Origin of the sequence: Actinobaculum sp. oral taxon 183 str. F0552 (genome assembly GCF_000466165.1) — a bacterium.
Lineage (GTDB): Bacteria > Actinomycetota > Actinomycetes > Actinomycetales > Actinomycetaceae > Peptidiphaga.
Map to the genome: position 1 here is coordinate 23,349 of NZ_KE951407.1, position 21,426 is coordinate 44,774.

Below are 21,426 nucleotides of genomic sequence, written 5' to 3' on the forward strand. Positions count from 1 at the left end.
GGCGCGGCGGAAGCGGGTGAGGAGAGCCTGCGCCCGCCGCCTCGCCGGCGATCGACGGGGGATCGCGAACGGACGGGACGAGGGAGGCCTCATGCGCACGGTGACGCTCGGCGGCGTGCCCGGAAGGGTCGTCCTCGGCGAGGGGATCCCCAAGACGATCGTGCCGCTGACGGCTTCGAGCCTGGAGGCGCTCCTGGCCGAATGCGCGGCCGCGGCCGCGGCCGAATGCGACATCGTCGAATGGCGGATCGACCATTTCGCCGGCTTCCGGGCCGCGCCCCCCGGCGACGCGCCCCGCGGCGCGCCGAGTTCCGGAGGCGTCGACTCCATTCTCGAGGCGGCCTCTCACCTGACCGCCGCGGCGGGCCGCCCCCTCCTGGCCACCTTCCGGACGGCGTCCGAAGGCGGGGCCAGCGCCATCTCGCCGGCAGAATACGAGGCCCTCCTCGACGCGCTCGTCCGCGGCGGCGGCGTGCAGGCGGTGGACGTCGAGCACTTCCGCGCCCCCGGCCTAACCGCCCGCGTGGCCGAGGCCGCGCACGCGGCCGGAGTCGCCGTCGTCGCCTCGTACCACGATTTCGGGGCCACTCCCCCGCGCGAGAGGATCCTCGCCCGTCTGGCCGCCATGGCCGGCTCGGGCGCCGACGTCGCGAAGATCGCCTGCATGCCGAAGCGCATGGAGGACGTCCTGACCTTGCTCGCGGCCTCGTCCGAAGCGTCCCGAACGCTCGACGCGCCGATCATCGCCGTCTCGATGGGACCGCTCGGGGTGATCTCGCGGGCGGCGGCCGGGCAGTTCGGCTCGTGCGCGACCTTCGCCGCCGTCGGCGAGGCGTCGGCTCCCGGGCAGGTCCCCCTGGCCGAGCTAGAGCCGGTCCTGCGCTCCTTCGCACGCTGGTCGTCGGCGCGATAGCCGGGGCGCGAAGACGCCCGCCGCGCAGGGGAGGCCGACCGCACAGGGGCGAGCAGAGCAAACCCCGCCAGTCCTTGCGAACGGCGGGGAGCTACGGAAGTAAGCACACACCGCGCGATGCCCGTATGCAAGTGCGTGGTTGACCGGCCCCGCCGTCCCCGCGGCGCGCCGGACCCGACCCCGCCTGCTACTTCCCGTATCCGGCGTCGAGGGCGAGGATGTCGGCCACGGTCTCGCGCCTGACGATCCAGCGGGCCCTTCCGTCGCGCACGGCCACCACGCCGGGGCGCGGCACGTGGTTGTAGTTGCTGGCCATGGAGCGGCCGTAGGCGCCGGTCGCGGGGACGGCGAGGATGTCGCCCGCGGCGAGGTCGGCCGGCAGGCTGACGGAGCGCACCACGATGTCGCCGCTCTCGCAGTGCTTGCCGACGATCCGGGTGCGCACGCCCTCCGACGGCGCACGCGACGCCAAGGCGGCCGTGTAGTCTGCCCCGTACAGTATGGGCCGCGGATTGTCGCTCATGCCGCCGTCCACGGAGACGTAGCGGCGCGGGCCGTCCTCGGCCTCGACGGTCTTGATCGTCCCGACCGTGTAGAGGGTCATCCCGGCCGGGCCGACGATCGATCGGCCGGGCTCGATGGAGACGCGGGGAGCCGGCACGCCCGTCTCCTCGACGTTGGCGGCCGCCGCCTCCGCCAGAATCGACGCGAACTCCGCGGGCGACGGCGGAATGGAGTCGAGCACCGTGTAGCGCACCCCGTACCCCCCGCCGAAGTCGACTTCGGGGATCTCGATCCCCAGCTCGCGCACAGCCTCGGCCCGCAGCCGTAGGACCGCCTCCGCGGCGGCCCGGAAGCCGGCGACCGCCAGGATCTGCGAACCGATGTGCGAATGCAGGCCCGTCAGGCGCACGTGCTCGGCTCCGACGGCCCGTTCGACGGCGCGGCGGGCGGCCCCGTCGGCGATCGACAGGCCGAATTTCTGGTCTTCGTGGGCGGTGGCGATGTGCTCGTGCCCGCCCGCGTGGACGCCGGTCGTCACGCGCAGCATGACGTCGGCGACGACGCCGCGTTCGGCCGCGATCGAATCGACCAGGGCGAGCTCGGGCAGGGAGTCGACGACCAGGTGGCCGATCCCGTGGTCCAGGGCCAGGCTGATCTCCGCGCGCGACTTGTTGTTGCCGTGCAGCCCGATGCGGGACCCGGGGACGCCTGCCGCCAGCGCCGTCGCCAGCTCGCCCTCCGTGCACGTGTCGACTCCCAGCCCCTCCATCGCGGCGGTGCGCGCCACGGCGATGCACAGGAACGCCTTGCCCGCGTAGTAGACGTCGGTCTCGGCCAGGTCGGCGAAAGCCTCCCCCATCGCCGCCTTCCAGACGCGTGCGCGCCGGGCGAACTCGGCCTCGTCCAGCACGTACAGGGGCGTGCCGAACTCGGCGACGAGCTCGCCGACAGGCACCCCGCCCACCGAGAACTCACCGGAGTCGAGGCGTCTGAGCGTGGTCGGCCACACGCCCGACGTCGCGCCGTCGGGTTCGGGAGCCGCAAGGATGTCGAGGCGGTTGATCATGGATGTTCCTTTCGCACATGACGGGGCCGCGAAGCGGTGGTGGACGGGGATCGGGAGTGGGGCCGGGCAGACGCGAGCCCGGCGAGGGGCCGGCGGCGCCGAGCTCGCCGGTGCTCTCGGTGCTGCTACATCCGTTGGGGTGCTTGCACGCCGAGTAGGTTTAGGCCGTTGGCCAGGACCTGGCGCGCGGCGTCGTTGATCCACAGCCGGGTGCGGTGCAGGGCGGTGACGTCCTGGCCGGCGCGCGGGGTGACGCGGGTCTTGGCGTACCAGGCGTGGTAGGCCCCGGCCAGCTCCTCCAGGTAGCGGGCCACGCGATGGGGCTCGCGCAGCTCTGCGGCCGTGCAGATCGCGTCCGGGAAGCCGGCCAGCACCCCGAGCAGATCGCAGTCGGGCGCCGTAAGGGTCTCGGGGGCGAAGCCGTCCTGGCGGCGCACGCCGTGCTCGGCCGCGTTGGCCGCCACCGAGCACGTCCGCGCGTGGGCGTACTGGACGTAGAAGACCGGGTTGTCTGCGGTGCGCGAGGCCACCACGTCCAAATCGAGCTCGAGGGTGGTGTCCACAGAGGCCCTCACGAGCGAATACCGGGCGGCGTCCACCCCGACCATCTCGACCAGGTCCTCCATCGTGACCACGTTCCCGGCCCGCTTGGACATGCGCACCGGCTCGCCGCCGCGCACGAGGTTGACCAACTGGCCGATGAGGATGTCCATGTTCCGCCCCGGGCCGGCCGTGTCGCCGAAAGCACGCGCCATTGCGTACATGCGCCCGATGTATCCGTGATGGTCGGCCCCCAGCATGTGCACGCACCGGTCGGCCCCGCGGGCGCGCTTGTCCAGATAGTAGGCCAGGTCGGCCGCGAAATAGGCGGCCTGACCGTCGGACTTGATGATGACCCGGTCCTTGTCGTCCCCGAAATCCGTCGAGCGCAGCCACACCGCGCCCTCCCGGTCGAAGATCACGCCGCGCTCGCGCAACCGCTCGATGGCCCGGGCCACGGCCCCCGACTCGTGCAAGGACTGCTCGTGGAAGAACACGTCGAAATCGGAGCGGAACTCGTGCAGCGAGGCCTTGATCTCCTCGAACATCAGCTCTACGCCGCGCGAGCGGAAGACCTCCCGAGCCTGGGCCTGGGGCAGTGCGCGCGGATCCGGCTCGCCCGCCTGAACGCACTGGTCGATCACCGCCCGCGAAATGTCCTCGATGTACTGGCCGCCGTAGCCGTCGGCCGGGATCTCACGGCCCACCGCGCTGGCCAGAAGGGAATCGGCGAAGTGGTCGATCTGATTGCCGTGATCGTTGAAGTAGTACTCGCGCACCACCTCGGCGCCCGTGAAGGCCAGGATCCGAGCCAGAGCGTCGCCGACGGCGGCCCACCGGGCATGCCCGATGTGCAGCGGCCCGGTCGGATTGGCCGAGACGTACTCCAGATTCACCACGCTGCCCGCCTGGACGGCGCTGCGCCCGTAATCCGGGCCGGCCTGCACGATCGTACGCGCCAGTTCCCCCGCAGCGGCGGCCGACAGACGGACGTTGACGAACCCCGGGCCCGCCGCCTCGGCGGAGGCGATCGCTTCATGCCCGGCCAGGCGAGCCGCCAGCATCCCGGCCAGATCGCGCGGCCCGACCCCCGCTCGCTTGGCCAACTGCATGGCGACGTTCGTCGCCCAATCACCATGCTCCCGGGAACGCGGACGCTCCACGCGCACCACCGGGAGCTCCCCCTCAACGGTCAACGAGCCGTCCGCGACGGCCTCGGCGAGTACTGCGGCGATCAGCCGACTGAGTTCTTCAGGAGTCACACACCTCATCCTACGCGGTTCGGCATCCGGTCCGTATTCGGTCCATGCCCATGCCCCGCGGCCGGCCCGCCTGTGCCCTGACGGTCCGCCGGTACCCGCTCCCGCCGCGTCGACGAGCCGAATCCGCAGGCGGCGGACGCATATTCGGACGGCACCTCGATAACGTGGCACGGACCGGATCCGCACGCGACGCGGACGCCTCTACGCCGGCGGCTACACGTGGGGGCACACAGGATCCGCACGCGCGGCGCGCACGCCCGGCGACCGGAGCGCCCCAAAGCTGCTACAGTTATCCGACGAGCCCCAGTAGCTCAGTGGATAGAGCGTTTGCCTCCGGAGCAAAAGGTCGCAGGTTCGAATCCTGTCTGGGGTGCTCCACGCCCGGTGACGACGCCCTTGTAGCAGGGGTGACGCAGCAGGTTTTGCAAGCGCCCCGTGGAGGACGGTCGTAGCCGGTTTGTTCGGCGTCGGCGACGTTGTCAGGCCGGTCAGGTGCTTGGCCAGAGCGCAGACCGTCCAGTTGCCGGTGGAGTACTCGGTGAAGGCCAGTCTCATGAGCGGTGCGCGTTCGGGATCGAGCCCGACGGTGCGGATCTCGTGGCCCTGGGCGTCACGGGCGCGAACGTTGCGGCAGCCCAGGGGCGCTTTGACGTTGGCGCCGCCGTTCCTGGCCTTCTCGCTCATGCCCTCGATGACCTCGTTGGCCAGGTTCCGGCTGTAGAACCTCGGCGATGGAGCTCATGATGCCGTCGGGGGTCTGGTCGACGTTCTCGGAGGTGGAGACCAGACGGACGCGGGCCGGTCGAGGCCCCTGGTGTCATTGTCCATCTGTTCCCCCGCGCCCCATTGGCATTCACGAGAAAGACTCACCGATATGACATTCTTCCTGCGACGTTGGCGCGAGCGGATCGGTCACGCCGTCCGCAGGATCATCGAGCGCAGTCGGAACCGCTGGGACCCGCGCATCGATGTGTCGACGGGCGAGCCGTCCGTCATGCTGTCCGCCTCGGAAACCCTGAGGCTTCTCCGCAGCCTCGACGATCCGGATCCGCGGTATGCGGAGGTGCCCGCGGACTTCCGTCACCGCACCGAGCACAAGCGCTTCAAACTCCTCGCCGAGGCCATCGACGAGGAGTTCTCCTGCTCCTGCAAGCATGACGACCGCATGCAGGACACCGCCGAGCTGGGCCGGATCGAGATCCCGGAGACCGTCCTCGACAGCCCGGCCCGCATCGTGGTGTCCATCAGCAACTTCGGGAGAATGACCATCGTCGCACTCGAGAATCCCGCGGCGTGGAGCGATGCGGAAACGGCGGAGTCGATGGCGGCCTCCGACAGGACCCGCATCGAGGACGCCCTCGGACGTCTCGGCTACATTCATATCAGCGAGGATCCGTTGGACGACCCATACGACGGCGATCACGACTGGCCGTCCACGTGGAGGGACAGATTCTTCGGATATATCTGAAGAGGTTCTCGCACGAACCCCATCGGGGTCGTCGTGGTATGGTTCACGACGGCGGCCCGCTCCCCCTGAGGAACGGCAATGAAAGACTCGGCGACCGATGAATTTTCGGAGAAGGGGGAATGGCCGGCCGAGCGGTCCCGGGCGCCGGCTGCATGACACCGCCCTCCCTCCGCCCGGCGGCTGTCTGGCCCCTCCCGGCTAGCTCGTTCCGTCCGGCTAGCTCGCCAGCTCGTATCCGAGGTCGCGCAAGGCGTCGCGCATGAGCTCGGGCACGTCGGTGACGATCCCGTCGACTCCCATGTCCAGGAGGCGGGTCGCCGCGGCGACGTCGTCGATCGTCCACACGTGCACGGCGATGCCCCGGGAGTGGGCGGCCTTGAGGAAGCCCTGGGTGAGCACCGGCACACCGCGCGCCCTCAAGGGGACCTGGGCGACTTGCACTCCGTCGCCGGGCCCCGGAACCGAAGCGAGCAGGCGGCTCCTGACCGGGCCGAACGTCCGCGCGGCGGCGGCGATCCTGGCGACCGAGCCCGCCCCGAGGGAACTGGCGACCCCGGGCAGGAAGCCGCGCAGCCTGCGCAGACGCCGCTCGGAGAAGCTGGCGACGCACACGCGGTCTCTCGCATCGCCGACGCGGATGGCGCGGGCCAGCGGGACGACCACCCGGTCGCTCTTCGCGTCGATGTTGAACACGACGTCGGGGTAGGCCTTGAGCGCCTCGTCCACGCGCAGGATGCCGTTCCCGTCCTTGCCGCGGACCTGTTGCAGTTCGCGCCACGTGCGGCCGGAGATCGGCCCCTTCGAGTCGGTGGTCCTGTCCAGGGTCTCGTCGTGGCAGAGGACGGCCACGCCGTCGGACGTGGCGCGCGCGTCCGTCTCGATGTACCGGAAGCCGAGATCGCGCATCGCGGCGAAGGCCTCGGGCGAGTTCTCGGCGTAGTCGACGGCTCCGCCGCGGTGGGCGAGGATGACGGGCTCTCCGACGGAGTACAGGCGCGGCATCAGTTGCACAGCTTAGTGGGGTCCTGCGCTCCGTGGCTCTTCAGGAAGGCGACGGGATCCATGAGCTTGTCGGCCGCGGAGTGGACCTCGAGATGCAGGTGCGGGCCGGTCGAATTCCCGTTGGAGCCGACCAAGCCGATCGTCTGCCCCGCCTTGACCTTGTCGCCTTTCTTGACGAGCACGCCGTTGTCGTACATGTGGATGTACCACGTGTAGAACGTCTCGCCGTTGATCTTGTGCTGGATGATGATGAGGTTGTTCGACCGCCCCTGGATTCCCGGGCCGGCGTGGGTGACGACGCCTTCGGCCACAGCGTGGATCGGCGTGCCCATCGGGGCAGCGTAATCCTGGCCCGCGTGCTCCGAATAGCCGCCGGAGATCGGGTCGACTCGGTACCCGAAGGGCGACGTGAGCCGGTACACCCCCTCCGGAAGAGGCGAGACCACCGTGTTGGAGGTGTCCTTGACGTGGGCGGCGCGCACGCCCTGGGCGCCTTCGGCCGAGCACAGAGAACCCGAGGGGTTCTTCTCCGCCTCGGAGGAGATGGCCTGCTCGGCGGACCGCGCCTGCGCCGAGGGGTCGCCGGTGAGTGCCGAGGGTGTGGTGCCGTTGGCCTGCCGTGCGTTGGCCCCGACGTAGGAGCCGGTGAGGTTCTGGCTCGCGTTGGCCGTCGTCCCGCCCGAGTTCCCGAGGATCGGCACGCCGACGGCGATGAGCGTGATCGCGCCGGCGGCCACGCCCTGCATCATCCACTTGCGGGAGCCGAAACTTGCGCCCTGCTCCGAGAGGATCGGCCTCTCGGGCGTATGGAGGGCCATGCGCCTCCTGCGCTCGACGCGGGAGAGCGCCGCTCCCTCGGAGATGACCTCCGCGATCTCGGTGTCGACCATGACGTCGGTGAACTGGCGATCGGTGCTTCTGACCCGCCTGGCCGGAGAGTGCCCGCGGGCATCCGCCTCCGTCTCGCCGCCGCCCGACGGGTCCCGTCCGTTCGAATCGCGTTGCCCGGCCGAGTCCGGCGTCTCATCCCCCGAATCGTCGGAATCCTCGACGGCGTCGAACACCAACGTGGCGTTGGGGTCGTCGCCCACCTGCTCCGGGCGGGGAGGCGGCGTGCGTCTAGCCCGGCGCGCCATCGCGGCGTAGTCGCGGCCGACGTCGTGAGGAGCCGCCTGCTGCTGGGCCTGCGGATACGCCGCGCCCCTGCGCGAACGGCGGGGGGTCTGATCCCCTTCGGCGCCTTCGCCGCCGGCCGGGTTCCCGGCGTTCCGATGCGGCTGGCCGGCCTGGATCCTGTTGTCGACGGCGGCTTGGAGACGCCGCGAACGGCGCGTGGCCGGGGGTTCCTGACCCGCCGGGGCGGAAGCGGGCGTGTACGCCCCAGGTGCCGGCCTCTCCTGAAGCTGGGCGGTTTCCTGGGATGAGGAGAGTTGAGTCTGGCGCCGACGGGACGGATGCTTCGGTGAGGGGGAGGCGGCGTCGGCCTTGCCGGGGGCGCTGGCGGTCTGTTCGAAACGGTGGGAACGGCGAGGTGGAGCCGCTCCCTCCCGTTGCTCGGACGGAGCGCCTGCGCGGGGCGGCGGGGTCTCTCCCCCTTCGCGCTCGCCGTACGCACGCCGACGAGCCGGAGGATGCTCGACGGGATTCGATTCGCCTGCCCGAAGCTCGCCTCGGCGAGAACGGGCGCGCAACGGCTGGGCTTCTTCCCAAGCCCCGCTGTCTGCCGTATGTTTACCCACTCATCGTCCTTTGTTTTCGCCTCATGTGTGTCAGGCAGCCAATCGCCGCCGCTGTCATGAAATGATAACGGAACGATCACAGGCCGGCCACACGGTTCAGCGCATTCGCCTCGGTAAACCGTCCCCATCTGCGGAATTCCGCGCTTTGCGCGGGTTAGCGAATTCGGTCACGGCCCCTTCGGCCGGCCCCTGAGACCCGCCGGAGCCTCGGCGGGAGGGCCCGCGATCCCCTCGATACGGGCGGAATCCTCCGACATGGTCGCGGCGTGTGTGAAACGCCGCCGAAAGTCTCGTAGCCTTGACTCGTCGGATTCCCACTATCAGACGAGGCGGACAGTGTCATCGCAGACGCACAGTGACTTCGGGCCGAATCAAGGTTTCATCGAGGACCTCTATATCGCATTCCTCGACGATCCCTCGGGGGTCCCCCCGCAGTGGGGCGAGCTCTTCCGGCGGTGGAAGGCGGAGGGGCGCCCGCCGATGGACTCCGGCGGGCCGGAGGCGCACAGGCGATCCGACCCTCAGACGGCTCGCGCGCAGATCGAGATCCGCGCCACGTCGGATTCGCGCCAGGACACGGATGAGGCGGTCTCCACGCGCTCGGATCTGCCGCCTGCGCCCCTGGCGGCCGCGCGCCCGGCCCTGACCCCCTACGCCGAGCGCTTCAGCCTCGCCGCGAGCACAGACCCGCTCGCCTCGGGCGAGACGACCCGCATGAGGGGCACCGCCAAGTCGGTCGCGGCGAACATGGACGCCTCGCTGTCCATCCCGACGGCGACGTCCTTCCGACAGGTCCCCGTCAAGACGATGTTCGACAACCGCGCCCTCGTCAACGATCGCCTGAGGACGACGCGGGGCGGCAAGGTGAGCTTCACCCACCTGATCGCCTACGCCGTGGTCGAGGCGCTCGTCCAGATGCCGGACATGAACAGCTCCTACACGCTGCAGGACGGCAGGCCCGCCGTCCACCGGCCCGAGCACGTCAACTTCGGCCTGGCCATCGACGCCCACCGTCCCGACGGCTCGCGCACGCTCGTCGTCCCCTCGGTCAAGGACGCCGAGCTCATGACCTTCCGCGAGTTCCTCACCGCCTACGAGGACCTCGTCCGCAGGGGCCGGGAGGGCAGCCTCGGCGTCGAGGACTTCCAGGGGACGACGGTGTCCCTGACGAACCCCGGAGGGATCGGCACCACCCAGTCGGTGCCGCGCCTCATGACGGGCCAGGGCGCGATCATCGGCGTCGGCTCGATGGCCTATCCGGCCGGGTTCGCCGGGACCTCGGACTTCGCGCTGGCGCGCATGGGGGTCTCCAAGGTCCTCACCCTGACCTCCACGTACGACCACCGCATCATCCAGGGAGCGACGTCGGGCGAGTTCCTGCGCCTGCTGGAGACCAAGCTGACGGGCCTGGACGGCTTCTACGACCGGGTCTTCCGGTCCCTCCACGTGCCGACCGAGCCGTACGCCTGGGAGCGCGACGTCGAATACAACCCGTCCAACCAGCTCGGCAAGCCCGCGCGGGTGGCGAGCCTCATCCACTCCTACCGTTCGCGCGGGCATCTCATCGCCGACCTGGACCCCATCGCCTTCCGGCCCAGCCGCCACCCGGACCTGTCCCTGTCGAGCTACGGCCTGACGTCGTGGGACCTCGACCGGCGCTTCCCCGCCGGGGACTTCATGCCGGGCAGCGAGATGACGCTGCGCGAGGTGCTCTCCCAGCTCCGCAGCACCTACTGCTCGTCCATCGGATTCGAGTACATGCACATCACCGACCCGGCCCAGCGGCGCTGGTTCCAGGAGCGCCTCGAGCGGCCGCGGGCCAGGCTCACCGACGCCGAACGCCACCAGATCCTCCGGAAGCTCAACCAGGCCGAAGCCTTCGAGACCTTCCTCCATACGAAGTACGTGGGGCAGAAGAGGTTCTCCCTGGAGGGCGGTGAGTCCCTGATCCCCGCCCTCGACGCGATCCTGGCGGGAGCCGCGCGCGACGGCCTCGACTCGGTGGCCATCGCCATGTCGCATCGCGGCCGGCTGAACGTCCTGACGAACATCGCCGGCAAGTCCTACCGGCAGATCTTCACCGAGTTCGACGGGCTGGTCGATCCGCGGGGCGTCCACGGCTCCGGAGACGTCAAATACCACCTGGGGACGGAGGGCGTCTACACCTCGCCCGCCGGCGAGACGACGGGTGTCTACCTGGCGGCCAACCCCTCCCACCTGGAGGCCGCCGACGGCGTGCTCGAAGGCATCGTCCGCGCCCGGCAGGACCTCCAGGGACAAGACGACGACGGCCGCTCCGTGCTCCCGATCCTCATCCACGGGGACGCCGCCTTCGCCGGCCAGGGCGTGGTCGTCGAGGTCCTCAACCTCTCCCAGCTGCGCGGCTACAGGACGGGCGGCACGATCCACATCGTCGTCAACAACCAGATCGGCTTCACGACGACCCCGAACTCCGGCCGCTCCTCGAACTACTCGACGGACGTCGCCAAAGGCCTCCAGGTGCCGATCTTCCACGTCAACGGCGACGACCCCGAGGCCGTGGTGCGCGCGGCGAGCCTGGCCTACGAGTACCGCCAGGCCTTCCACAAGGACGCCGTCGTCGACGTGATCTGCTACCGCCGCCGCGGCCACAACGAAGGCGACGACCCGTCGATGACCCAGCCCGTCATGTACTCGCTCATCGACTCCAAGCGCACGACCCGCCAGCTCTACAAAGAGGCCCTCCTGGGACGCGGCGAGATGACGGCCGAGCAGGCGGAGGCCTTCGAGCGCGACTACCACGCGACCCTCGACCGGGCCTTCCAGGACGTCAAAGACGCCGAGGCCGCCGCCGACGGCGGAGACCTCGACGCCATCGCGGGCCTGGAGCTGCCGGCGGCCCAGCAGCCCGACGCGGGCACGATGATCGGCTGGACGAGCAGCACGACCGCCGCCATCATCCGCCGCATCGGCGACGCCCACCTCCAGATCCCCGACGGGTTCACGCCCCATCCCAAGGTCGCCCGGCTCTTCGAGCGTCGCGCGAAGATGACGCACGACGGCGGAGTCGACTGGGGCATGGGCGAGCTCCTGGCCTTCGGCTCGCTGCTGATCGAAGGCGTACCGGTGCGCATGTCCGGGCAGGACGTGCGGCGCGGCACCTTCGTCCAGCGGCACGCCGTGGCCCACGACCGCGAGACCGGGGAGGAGTGGACTCCGCTCGACAGCCTGACCGCCGACCAGGCGAGGCTGTGGATCTACGACTCGCCGCTGTCCGAGTACGGCGTCCTGGCCTTCGAGTACGGCTATTCGGTGGAGAGGCCCGACGCCCTGGTCGTCTGGGAGGCGCAGTTCGGCGACTTCGCCAACGGCGCGCAGACGGTGGTCGACGAGTTCGTCTCCTCGGCGACGCAGAAGTGGGGGCAGCGGTCCTCGCTCGTCATGCTCCTGCCTCACGGGTACGAAGGACAGGGACCGGACCACTCGTCGGGCCGCATGGAGCGCTACCTCCAGCTGTGCGCGCAGGGCAACATGTGGGTCTGCCAGCCGTCGACCCCCGCCAACCACTTCCACCTGCTGCGCACCCAGGCCTACGGCCGCCCGCGCCGCCCGCTGATCGTGTTCTCCCCCAAGCAGCTTCTGCGCCGTAAGGGCGTGACCTCGGCGATAGAGGACTTCACGGCGGGCGCCTTCCGCCCGGTCGTCGGCGACGCCGCGCTCGAAGCCGGCGGGGATCCGGCCCGCCCCGACCGGGTCCTGCTGTGCTCGGGGCGCATCGCCTACGACCTGCTCGACGAGCGCGCCCGGCGCGGCGACCGGCGAACGGCGATCCTCCGCCTGGAGCAGATCTACCCCCTGGCCTGCGAGGAGCTCGGCCGGGAGCTCGCCCGGTATCCGGGGGCCGAGGTCGTCTGGGTGCAGGACGAGCCGGAGAACATGGGAGCCTGGCGTTTCCTGGCGGCCACGCTCTTCCCGGAACTCGGGATCGCGCCGCGCCTGGTCGCGCGGCCGGAGTCGGCCTCGCCGTCGGCAGGCCTGACGAAAGCGCACGCGGCGGAAAACGCGCGGCTCATGGAACGAGCTTTTCAGCGGTGATTCGCTAGGGTGGACACAAGGAGAGGCGACGGTACCGGTGGCTTCGCCCCCCTCGCCGCCGGGGGCGGCCGGCGGATCGGCCGCCGGGGGAAGCGGGCTCGGCCGAAAGGAAGGTAGCACGTGGTGAATATCTTCTTCGTCGGCGACGAACTCGTCGCGGGCTACGGCGACGCCCGCGCCCTCGGATGGACCGGACGCGTGCTGGCGCGCACGTCGAACGAGCCTCCGCTCATGCCGCTCACCCTCGCCATCCCCGGCGAGAACACCGACTCCCTGGCCAAGCGGTGGGCCGAGGAGGTGGGCCGGCGGATCCACCCCGAAGAAGACAACCGGCTCGTCCTGGGACTCGGATCGCACGACCTGGACTCGGGTCAGACCCTGGCCCGGGCTCGCCTGCACCTGGCCAACACGCTCGACGCCGCCCTGCGGCTGCGGCTGCGCAGCTTCGTCGTCGGGCCTCCGCCCCGGCGCGACGTCCCCCGCAAGATCCAGGAGGACCTGACGCGCGCCTTCGCCGACGTGTGCGCACGGCGGGACCTGCCCTATGTGGACACCTTCACGCCCCTGGTCGACCACGAACAGTGGAACACGGACATGTCGGTTTCAGGAGGCTACGAGCCGCGACAGGCCGGGTACGGGCTCATCGCCTGGCTGGTCCTGCACAACGGCTGGAACGAATGGCTGGGCGTCCCACCGGTCGGCGCGTCCTGACCGCCCGCACTCGCGGGACGCCGACGGCGATGCAATCGAACGCCGACCGCGCGAAACGATCGCGAGCCGGCCGTGCGAGACAGGCCCGGACCTTCCGATCCGGGCCTGCGGCCCTCAGGCGTTGGGGCGCTTGCCGTGGTTGGCGGGCTTCCCAGCGCGAGAGCGACGCTTGCGTCCACGTCGGCTCATGGCGATTCTCCTTCGGCTGTGCACACCCCCGCGGGCATGCGGAACATAGGTATGGTACCAGTGCCGGTCGCGCCCGTCATGCACCCGGCGGGCGGCCCAGCCCGCTCGCCGCCCGGCCGGCGTGTCAGTCCGCGTCCCGGACGGGGCCGATGCCGGTCAGGTGCTTCATGTCCTGGTAGCGGTCGCCGCTGGGGCGGGGCAGGGCGTCGAGGGCGGCGATCTGCTCCCCGGTCAGCGCCACGGAGGCGCTCGTGAGGTTCTCCTCGAGCCTGGCGATCTTGCGCGTGCCGGGGATGGGGACGACGTCGCGCCCCTCCCCTCCCTTGGCGCGGAGCCATGCGAGGGCGACCTGGGCCGGCGCGGCGCCCGCCTCGGCGGCGATCTCCTCGACCCGGTCGACGATGCGCAGGTTCGCCTCGAGCGCCTCGCCCGTGAACCGCGGGTTGGAGCGGCGGAAGTCGGTCCGGTCGAGGGAGCCGACGTCGCGGATGCGCCCGGTGAGGAAGCCGCGCCCGAGCGGCGAATACGGGACGAGGGCGATGCCGAGTTCGCGCAGGGTGGGCAGGACCTCCTCCTCGACGTCGCGCGTCCACAGCGAGTACTCGGTCTGCACGGCGGCGACCGGGTGGACGGCGTGGGCGCGCCGGATCGTCTCAGGGTCGGCCTCGGACAGGCCGTAGGCGAGGATCTTCCCCTCTTCCACCAGCTCCGCGAGCGCTCCGGCGGTCTCCTCGACGGGGGTCGACGGATCGGGGCGGTGCTGGTAGTACAGGTCGATGCGGTCCGTGTCCAGGCGCCGGAGGGATCCCTCGACGGCGAGTCGGACGTTCTCGGGGCGCCCGTCGTAGCGGCGGACGCCGCCCTCGAGGTGGCTGAGCACACCGAACTTCGTGGCGAGCACCGCCTCGTCGCGGATCCCCTTCAGCGCGCGCCCGACGAGCTCTTCGTTGGCGTAGGGGCCGTAGACCTCGGCCGTGTCGATGAGCGTGCAGCCGAGCTCGACGGCGCGGCGGATCGTCCGGACGGCTTCGGCGTCGTCCTGTCCGGCGCCGGTGTAGAACGCGGACATGCCCATGCAGCCCAGTCCGATGACGCCGACGTCGATGCCCGTCGCGCCCAGTGTCGTCTTCTCCAGCATGAAGGTGTCTCCCATCCCTCGGTATAGCGAGATCTTGTGATCGATGACGTCCATGGCCCGCGCCAGCTCGTCCAGCTGCGCCCGCACGTTGCGGCGGTGCTCCTGCAGGAGGGTGAGCCGGTCCAGCGCGGTTTCCTCGCCCCTTCGGGCGAGCTCGGCGTATCTGCGGATCATTCCGATGGGCATGCCCGAGCACCGCAGCCTGGTGATGAAGACGACCCAGCGCAGGTCCCGGATCCCGTAGGAGCGGCGTCCCGACTCGTCGCGGGGAACGGGGTCGCGCATGAGCCCGGTCCGCTCGTAGTACCGCAGCGCGTCGACGGAGACGCCGGCGACGGCCGAGACCTCTCCGATCGTCAGGTCGCGCCCCGGCAGCCCGGCCGCGTCCGGGTCGACCATGCCCATCGCGTCGTCCATGTCCATCACGATCGCGACGCTACACCTTGGAGCGCGCTTCACCTCAAGCCGCCCCCGCCCGGGCTCCCGCCCTCCCCTCTCCGTTCGCTTCGTCCCCATTCGCTCCGGCGGAACTTCGGCGGAAGATCGTTTTGTCCCTTGCGAGGCGCCTACAATGTCCCTAGGATCGAATCGGCGGTTGACGCCACGTTCGTTCCAGCGACGATGGAGACTCCCGTGAACTGTCCTCGATGCGATTCGGCATTGCCCGAAGACGCCGCTTTCTGCCCTTCATGCGGCAACCGTGCGAGGTCCGGCCCGGGCACAGGCGGCTCGCCGACGCACCCGTACTCCTCCGGTCGGCCGCCGATCCGGGCGTACCCGCGGCCGGGCGTCGTCTACTACCAGCAGCCCGCCGGGTTGAACGAACTGTGCGTCGTCGGCGCCGTAGTGGGAGTCGTCTCCCTGCTCCTGCCGCTGTTCGGCATCACCGGGATCATCGGCCTGGCCTGCTCGATCGGGGGCGTCTGCCAGACGTCGAGGAACTCCCAGCGCGGATCGGCGCTGGGAGTCATCGGGATCGTGCTGAGCGTCCTCTCCCTCGTCTACGTCGTGTTCTTAGTCGCCCAGGCGTCCTCCCTCGCGTCCTAAACCCGGCCGCCGTCGAACCGACGACGCGCGGCGCGCCTCCGCTCGGCGAAGGGGGAGTCCCCGACCCGGCCACGCACGCGAGGCGTTGGCCGTGCCGCGTGCGTCGCCCCGATCGGCCCGGCGGTAGGGCTCTTACGACCCGGCGAGCACCGGGAATGCGGCCTTCAAGCCGACGATCACCATCTGGACCGCGATCGCCGCGAGGATCATGCCCATGAGCCGCGTCATGACCGAGCGGAGCGTCTGCGAGAGGTAGTGCCCGATGTTGCCCGCGAGGAAGAGGACGACCCCGAGCCCGGCCGAGACCGCCAGGAGGGCCGCCGCGATGGAGGCGTAGCCGGCGGCTCCCTTGGCCTGTCCGGTGAGGATGACGAGCGTGGTGATGGTCCCCGGCCCGGCGATGACGGGGAAGGCCATCGGGTAGAAGGCGACGTCGGGCGTCTGGGAGAGGTGCTCCTGCTCCCCCTTCGTCCCGGTGTGGGCGGACGAGCCGGTGCCGTTGAGCATCGACAGGCCGATCACGAGCAGCACGATGCCTCCGGCGATGCGGAACGCGGTGATGCCGATCCCGAAGAAGCGAAGCACGGCGGTGCCCGATCCGAAGACGACCGCCGTGAGGACGAGGGTGTACAGAACGACGCGAAGGGCGGCGCGCCGCTGCTCCCGGATGGCCGCCCCGTCGGTGAGCGCGAGGAACATCGGCAGGGCGACGAAGGGGTTCATGATCGCGAACAGACCGGCCATGGAGTGGAGGAACAGAGAGACGTCCATGGGCTCCTCGGATCGACGGCCGTGTAGGACAGTGTAGCGCACCGGGACGGGTGCGCGGCGGCCGTCGGGCCATGGGCTTCCAGACGCGAACGGCGAGCCCTCCCGCCGCCTCCGAGCCGCCCCGTCGGAGCGACCCAAGCCTCCGCCGGCGCAACCGAAGCCCGATTTCGTCCTCCGCTCCTTTACACGGCCTCCCAGTCAGGAGTACCTTACTCACGTGCTTGAACATCGTTCATTCAAAGGCGAAGGCTCGCCCGCCGACATCCGGCGAGCGCTGCTGACCGCGGCCAGCGAAGAGTTCTTCTCCTACGGCTTCCGGAATGCGTCCATGCGCAGGGTCGCCTCGGCCGCGAACTGCGCAGTGGGCAGCATCTACGTCCACTTCTCCTCGAAGGACGGCCTGTTCGACGCGGTCGCCGGCCCGATCGAGGAGTCCTTCTGGCGGTTCTACGAGGATCTGGAAAGCCGGGACGTCTCCATCGCCAAGGACGACATCAGCTTCGAGACGGCGACGCAGAGGGAGCGCGGCCTGACCGTCGAACTGTTCGAGTTCGTCTCGGCGCACTCCGCCGAGATGAACCTCCTCATGGCCCAGGCCGAGGGGTCCTCGCGCGCCGGCTTCACGGACAGGCTCCTGGACCGCTTCGAGTCCACCTACACGCTCATGCTGGCGGAAGGCAGCCTGCCGCCCGGGATAGCGCCCAGCACGTTCCGCATGTTCTCCCTGCCCTTCATCGACCTGCTCGAAGGGCTCTCCTCCGGCCGCATCGACCACGACGAGGCCCTGGAGCAGGCCGATCTCCTCGCCCGCTTCAACACGGCGGGCTGGAACGCGCTCCTGGATCTGTGGCCGAAGAAGAACCCCTCTCCCGAACCTCGACAGGAGACCGCATCATGACGCAATCCCAATCCCCGACATCCCGGCGGCGATCCACCCCCGAACGGGCCGGCGCGCCGGCCGAACAGAATCCCCCTACGACGCCCGCAGCCTCCGAGCGCGCCTCCTCGAAGCGGGACTCGGCATCGTCGGGACGGTCCGCGAAGCGCCAACGGCAGCAGTCCGCGCTGGGACGCCTGCTGGACCGCTCCCCCGCGCAGAAGAGGGGGCTCAGGCTCTCGGCGCTCCTCGCGGCGTTGGGCGTGATCGCGGGGATCGTCCCCTACGGCCTGGGCGCCCGCGTCCTGGCCGGCCTGATCGACGGCAGCCTGACCGCCGAGCGGCTCCTCGTCCTGTGCCTGGCGGCCCTGGGCTTCTACCTGCTGCGGGCCGTCCTGCTCACCGCCTCCACGCTGGTATCCCACCACATTGCCTACGGCATCCTGGAGCGGCTGCGCGGCGACCTGGCGGACAGGCTCACCCGGGTCCCCCTGGGCAGAGTCGTCGACACGCCGGCCGGGCAACTGAAGAAGGTCTTCATGGAGGACATCCAGCAGTGCGAGATCCCCATCGCCCACATGGTCCCCGAACTGGTCGGCAACCTCTTCGGCCCGTTCGCCGCCCTGGTCTACCTCGTCGTCGTCGACTGGCGCCTGGCCCTGGCGAGCCTCGTGCCCATCGTCCTGGGGGCGCTGGCCATGTGCGGCGCCTTCTACAAGTACGCCGAGCGCTACGGCCGGTTCGACGCGGCCCAGAAGCGGATGAACGCCACGACCGTCGAGTACATCAGGGGAATCGCCGTCATCAAGGCCTTCGGACGCTCCTCGTCCTCCTACCGACGCTACGAGGACGACGTGCGGGCCTACCGCGACTCCGTGCTGAGGTGGATGCGCCAGACCCAGGGGTGGATGGCCGCCGGCTTCGCCCTCCTGCCCGCCGGCCTGCTCGTCCTCCTGCCCGTCTCGGCGCTGCTGCTGCGCAGCGGCGGCGTGGACATCGCGACCGTCCTCCTAGCGGCGTGCCTCTCCCTGGGCATGGCCAGGCCGCTCCTGTCGGCGCTGACCCTGGCCGACTCCACCGCCCGCGTCGACACCGCGCTGCGCGAGGTCATGGATTGGCTGGACGTCCCCGAGCTCGAACGCCCCACGGCCCGGACCGAGCTCTCCGGCCGCGGATACCTGCTGGAGGACGTCGACTTCGCCTATCACGCCTCGACCGGATCCTCTACGGGGAGCGCTCCGGCGTCCGAGGGCCCCCAGACGCCCGAAGCCCCGGACTCCCCCGACGGCGAGGCCCCGGCGCCCGCCGGCACGCTCGCGTCCGGCGAAGGCAACGCGCTCGACCACGTCAGCCTCGCATGCCCCGAGAACCGCTTCGTCGCCCTGGTCGGCCCGTCCGGCGCAGGCAAGACGACTCTGGCCAGGCTCATGCTCGGCTTCTGGGACCCCGACTCGGGGCGAGTGAGCTTCGGCGGCGTCGACCTGCGCGACATCCCCCTCGACCAGCTGGTGGCAGAGGTCGGCCTCGTCGCCCAGGACACCTTCCTCTACGACGCCTCCATCGCCGACAACCTCCGCGTGGCCCGCCCCGAAGCCGCCGACGAGGAGCTGCACGACGCGCTCGTCGCGGCCGGATGCCAGGACTTCCTGGCGCGCTTGCCCCAGGGGATCGACACCCCGGTGGGAAGCTCGGGCTCGCACCTGTCGGGCGGGGAGCGCCAGCGGGTCACCCTGGCGCGGGCGCTGCTCAAGGACGCGCCTGTCGTCGTGCTCGACGAGGCCACGGCCTACATCGACCCGGAGAACGAGGACCGCATCCAGCAGGCCCTGGGGAGGCTGACCGGAGGCCGCACCCTCGTCGTCATCGCCCACCGGCTGTCGACCGTCAAGGGAGCCGACGCCATCCACGTGCTCGACCGCGGGCGGCTCGTCGAATCCGGCACGCACGAACAGCTCGTCGACGAAGGAGGGCTCTACGCCTCCCTGTGGCGCACCCACGTCGCGGCCCGCGCCATCGCCACCGGAAAGGAGATCGAACGATGATCACCACGCTTCACCGGATCTGGGGGGTCATGGGCCGGCACCGCTTTCTCCTGATCCGCGGGATCCTCGCCACCTTCGTCGAGGCGGTCTTCATGAGCCTCCCCGTCGGAGCGCTCTATCTGCTCCTCATCGGCTACGAGGACGTCTCGGCCGCCACCGTCTGGGGGATCACGGCCATGCTCCTCGTGGGCGCCATCGGGCAGATCGCCTGCCGCTGGTACATCACCACGCGCATCAACCCCCTGGGCTTCGTCGCGATGGCCGACGAGCGGATGCGGATCGGCGCGCGCCTGAGGCGCTCCCCCATGGGGTACTTCAACCGCACGCGGCTCGGGGAGATCGCCAGCGTGCTGACCACCACGATGGTCGACGCGGAGATGTGGCTGGTCTGGCAGTTCCTGCAGGTCGTCACGGGCGTGATCGACGTCGTCGTCATCTCGGCGTTCCTGTTGGCGCTCGACTGGCGGATCGGCGCCGTGTCGCTGCTCGTCCTGGTCCTCGCGCTCGCTGCGCTCATGATCGTCGACCGGCGCTCCGACGCCACGATGGGCGAACGGCAGCGCGTACAGGCGGGCTTCGTGGACGTGGTGCTGGAATTCATCCGCGGCATCGCCGTCTCCCGGGCCTTCTCCATGACGGGCGTGGCGCGCGAGCGCATGCATCGGGCGGCCGCGGAGGTCTCCCGCACCAGCCTGGCCGCGGAGGCGAAGATCATCCCCTTCTCCTCCCTGTACCAGTTCGTCTTCAAGATCGGCACCGTGGCGATGCTCGGCCTGGGAGCGACGCTGCGCATAAACGGCGACATCGACCTGCCGCGGGCCCTGCTCTTCGGGGTCGCCGCCTTCGTGGTCTACCAGACCCTGGAGGGCCTGAACTCCAACGTGACGATGCTGGAGCTGGTCGCCGCCTCCCTCGACCTCATCGAGCCCGTGCGCACGGCGCCCGTGATGGAGGCCCGCACCTCCCGGGAGGAGCCCGGCTCGCGGAAGCAGCCGGCCGAGGCCGCGGGACGGGACATCGTCTTCACCGACGTCTCCTTCGCCTACGAGGACCGCCGGGTTGTCGACCACGTGGACTGCTCGATCCCCTCCGGCTCCGTCTGCGCCCTCGTGGGGCCGTCGGGGTCGGGCAAGACGACTCTGTGCAACCTCATGATGCGCTTCTGGGATGTGGACTCCGGCTCGATCAGCGTCGGCGGGGTGGACGTGCGGGACCAGGACCCCGAGGATCTGCTGAGCCTGTTCGCCGTCGTCTTCCAGGACGTCTTCCTTTTTTCGGACACCGTTGCGAACAACATCCGCTTCGGGCGTCCCGACGCCAGCGACGACGAGGTGCGCGAGGCCGCGCGCCGCGCCCGCTGCCTGGACTTCGTCGAGGCCCTCCCCGATGGCTTCGACACCGTCCTGGCCGAAGGAGGGGCGAGCCTGTCGGGCGGCGAGCGCCAGCGCATCTCGATAGCCAGGGCGCTGCTCAAGGACGCCCCCATCGTCATCCTCGACGAGGCGACCAGCTCGGTGGACCCGGAGAACGAACGCGAGCTCCAGGAGGGGCTGCGGGAGCTGTGCGAGGGGAAGACGCAAGTGGTCATCGCCCACAACCTCGCCACCGTGACCGCCGCCGACCAGATTCTGGTGCTGGACGGCGGACGCATCGTCGAAAGGGGCCGCCACGAGGACCTCGCGAGAGCGGGCGGCACGTACGAGCACTTCCTCCAGGCCCGCGAGCGCGCGGTCGGCTGGCACATCGCCCGCTGACCGGGCGACAGTCCGCTGACGGGGCCGCCGCGTCGGATACCGCGCGACGGCGTCGGAAACCGTCGCCTGCCACCGGGAGCGCGGGCCGCGCACGTCGGAGGGGCCTTCGCCGCCCGCCGCGCGTCGAGCGCGAGCTGACGGCGAGGCGCGGCCGGCGGCGAAGGCAGGTCGGCGGCGTCACTGCGCCGGACCCACCTGGAACTCTGCGAACCAAGGCGGACAGCGCTCCCCCATGAACGAATCCGGACGCGGCCGGCACCGCGAACTCGATCGTGGCATGCTTGTGTGGACCGCACATCCCGTCGCGGCACCCGCGCGGCCCCAAACCG

At 70.4% G+C, this 21,426-nt stretch carries 15 protein-coding genes and 1 tRNA gene; 9 read left to right on the forward strand and 7 right to left on the reverse strand.

Annotated elements, in window-relative coordinates; all coding sequences use genetic code 11:
• Positions 1-91 precede the first annotated feature (91 nt).
• Positions 92-913, forward strand: a complete 822-nt coding sequence (gene aroD / locus HMPREF0043_RS01295; protein ID WP_021600970.1) for a type I 3-dehydroquinate dehydratase — start codon at positions 92-94, stop codon at positions 911-913.
• Between the two features lie 187 nt (positions 914-1,100).
• Here the strand turns inward: aroD and lysA are convergent, their stop codons facing one another.
• Complete coding sequence (gene lysA / locus HMPREF0043_RS01300; protein WP_021600971.1) at positions 1,101-2,483, reverse strand: diaminopimelate decarboxylase; 1,383 nt, start codon at positions 2,481-2,483, stop codon at positions 1,101-1,103.
• 125 nt (positions 2,484-2,608) lie between these two features.
• Positions 2,609-4,285: an arginine--tRNA ligase gene (gene argS / locus HMPREF0043_RS01305; RefSeq protein ID WP_040317564.1), complete on the reverse strand. Its 1,677-nt coding sequence runs from the start codon at positions 4,283-4,285 to the stop codon at positions 2,609-2,611.
• 300 nt (positions 4,286-4,585) lie between these two features.
• On the opposite strand from argS, the gene HMPREF0043_RS01310 reads away from it, so the two are divergent.
• Positions 4,586-4,658, forward strand: a tRNA-Arg gene (locus HMPREF0043_RS01310).
• Positions 4,659-5,159: 501 nt separating this feature from the next.
• Entirely contained in the window at positions 5,160-5,753 is a 594-nt protein-coding gene (locus tag HMPREF0043_RS01320) for a hypothetical protein (protein WP_021600975.1), read from the forward strand.
• 216 nt (positions 5,754-5,969) lie between these two features.
• Here the strand turns inward: HMPREF0043_RS01320 and HMPREF0043_RS01325 are convergent, their stop codons facing one another.
• Together HMPREF0043_RS01325 and HMPREF0043_RS11835 are read right to left on the reverse strand one after the other, a co-directional pair.
• On the reverse strand, positions 5,970-6,755 hold the full coding sequence (locus HMPREF0043_RS01325) for a glycerophosphodiester phosphodiesterase family protein (protein ID WP_021600976.1): 786 nt from the start codon (positions 6,753-6,755) through the stop codon (positions 5,970-5,972).
• The gene (locus tag HMPREF0043_RS11835; RefSeq protein WP_156897466.1) at positions 6,755-8,446 is read right to left on the reverse strand and encodes a peptidoglycan DD-metalloendopeptidase family protein; all 1,692 of its coding nucleotides are present in this window, start codon (positions 8,444-8,446) and stop codon (positions 6,755-6,757) included. The genes HMPREF0043_RS01325 and HMPREF0043_RS11835 overlap by 1 nt, the downstream gene beginning before the upstream one ends.
• Positions 8,447-8,830: 384 nt before the next feature.
• On the opposite strand from HMPREF0043_RS11835, the gene HMPREF0043_RS01335 reads away from it, so the two are divergent.
• On the forward strand, positions 8,831-12,568 hold the full coding sequence (locus tag HMPREF0043_RS01335) for a multifunctional oxoglutarate decarboxylase/oxoglutarate dehydrogenase thiamine pyrophosphate-binding subunit/dihydrolipoyllysine-residue succinyltransferase subunit (RefSeq protein ID WP_021600979.1): 3,738 nt from the start codon (positions 8,831-8,833) through the stop codon (positions 12,566-12,568).
• A gap of 123 nt (positions 12,569-12,691) precedes the next feature.
• Complete coding sequence (locus HMPREF0043_RS01340; protein ID WP_040317581.1) at positions 12,692-13,279, forward strand: GDSL-type esterase/lipase family protein; 588 nt, start codon at positions 12,692-12,694, stop codon at positions 13,277-13,279.
• A gap of 114 nt (positions 13,280-13,393) precedes the next feature.
• On the opposite strand, the gene HMPREF0043_RS11935 is transcribed toward HMPREF0043_RS01340, so the two are convergent.
• Entirely contained in the window at positions 13,394-13,468 is a 75-nt protein-coding gene (locus HMPREF0043_RS11935) for a 50S ribosomal protein bL37 (protein WP_379051184.1), read from the reverse strand.
• A gap of 124 nt (positions 13,469-13,592) precedes the next feature.
• A complete protein-coding gene (locus HMPREF0043_RS01345) occupies positions 13,593-15,029 on the reverse strand; it encodes an aldo/keto reductase (RefSeq protein WP_232205978.1) in 1,437 nt (478 codons plus the stop codon).
• Positions 15,030-15,239: 210 nt separating this feature from the next.
• Between HMPREF0043_RS01345 and HMPREF0043_RS01350 the strand changes: the two genes are divergently transcribed.
• Positions 15,240-15,653, forward strand: coding sequence for a hypothetical protein (locus HMPREF0043_RS01350; RefSeq protein WP_156897467.1), 414 nt, complete (start codon positions 15,240-15,242; stop codon positions 15,651-15,653).
• Positions 15,654-15,785: 132 nt separating this feature from the next.
• On the opposite strand, the gene HMPREF0043_RS01355 is transcribed toward HMPREF0043_RS01350, so the two are convergent.
• A complete protein-coding gene (locus HMPREF0043_RS01355) occupies positions 15,786-16,424 on the reverse strand; it encodes a MarC family protein (protein WP_021600983.1) in 639 nt (212 codons plus the stop codon).
• Between the two features lie 217 nt (positions 16,425-16,641).
• Between HMPREF0043_RS01355 and HMPREF0043_RS01360 the strand changes: the two genes are divergently transcribed.
• From HMPREF0043_RS01360 to HMPREF0043_RS01370, 3 genes are read left to right on the forward strand one after another with little or no spacing between them, the layout of a single operon-like run.
• Positions 16,642-17,322 carry a TetR/AcrR family transcriptional regulator gene (locus HMPREF0043_RS01360; protein ID WP_021600984.1) on the forward strand — a complete coding sequence of 227 codons (681 nt, stop codon included), beginning with the start codon at positions 16,642-16,644 and terminating at the stop codon, positions 17,320-17,322.
• Complete coding sequence (locus HMPREF0043_RS01365; RefSeq protein ID WP_021600985.1) at positions 17,319-19,343, forward strand: ABC transporter ATP-binding protein; 2,025 nt, start codon at positions 17,319-17,321, stop codon at positions 19,341-19,343. Before HMPREF0043_RS01360 ends, HMPREF0043_RS01365 begins: the two co-directional genes overlap by 4 nt.
• Complete coding sequence (locus HMPREF0043_RS01370; RefSeq protein WP_021600986.1) at positions 19,340-21,097, forward strand: ABC transporter ATP-binding protein; 1,758 nt, start codon at positions 19,340-19,342, stop codon at positions 21,095-21,097. The genes HMPREF0043_RS01365 and HMPREF0043_RS01370 overlap by 4 nt, the downstream gene beginning before the upstream one ends.
• Positions 21,098-21,426: the final 329 nt, after the last annotated feature.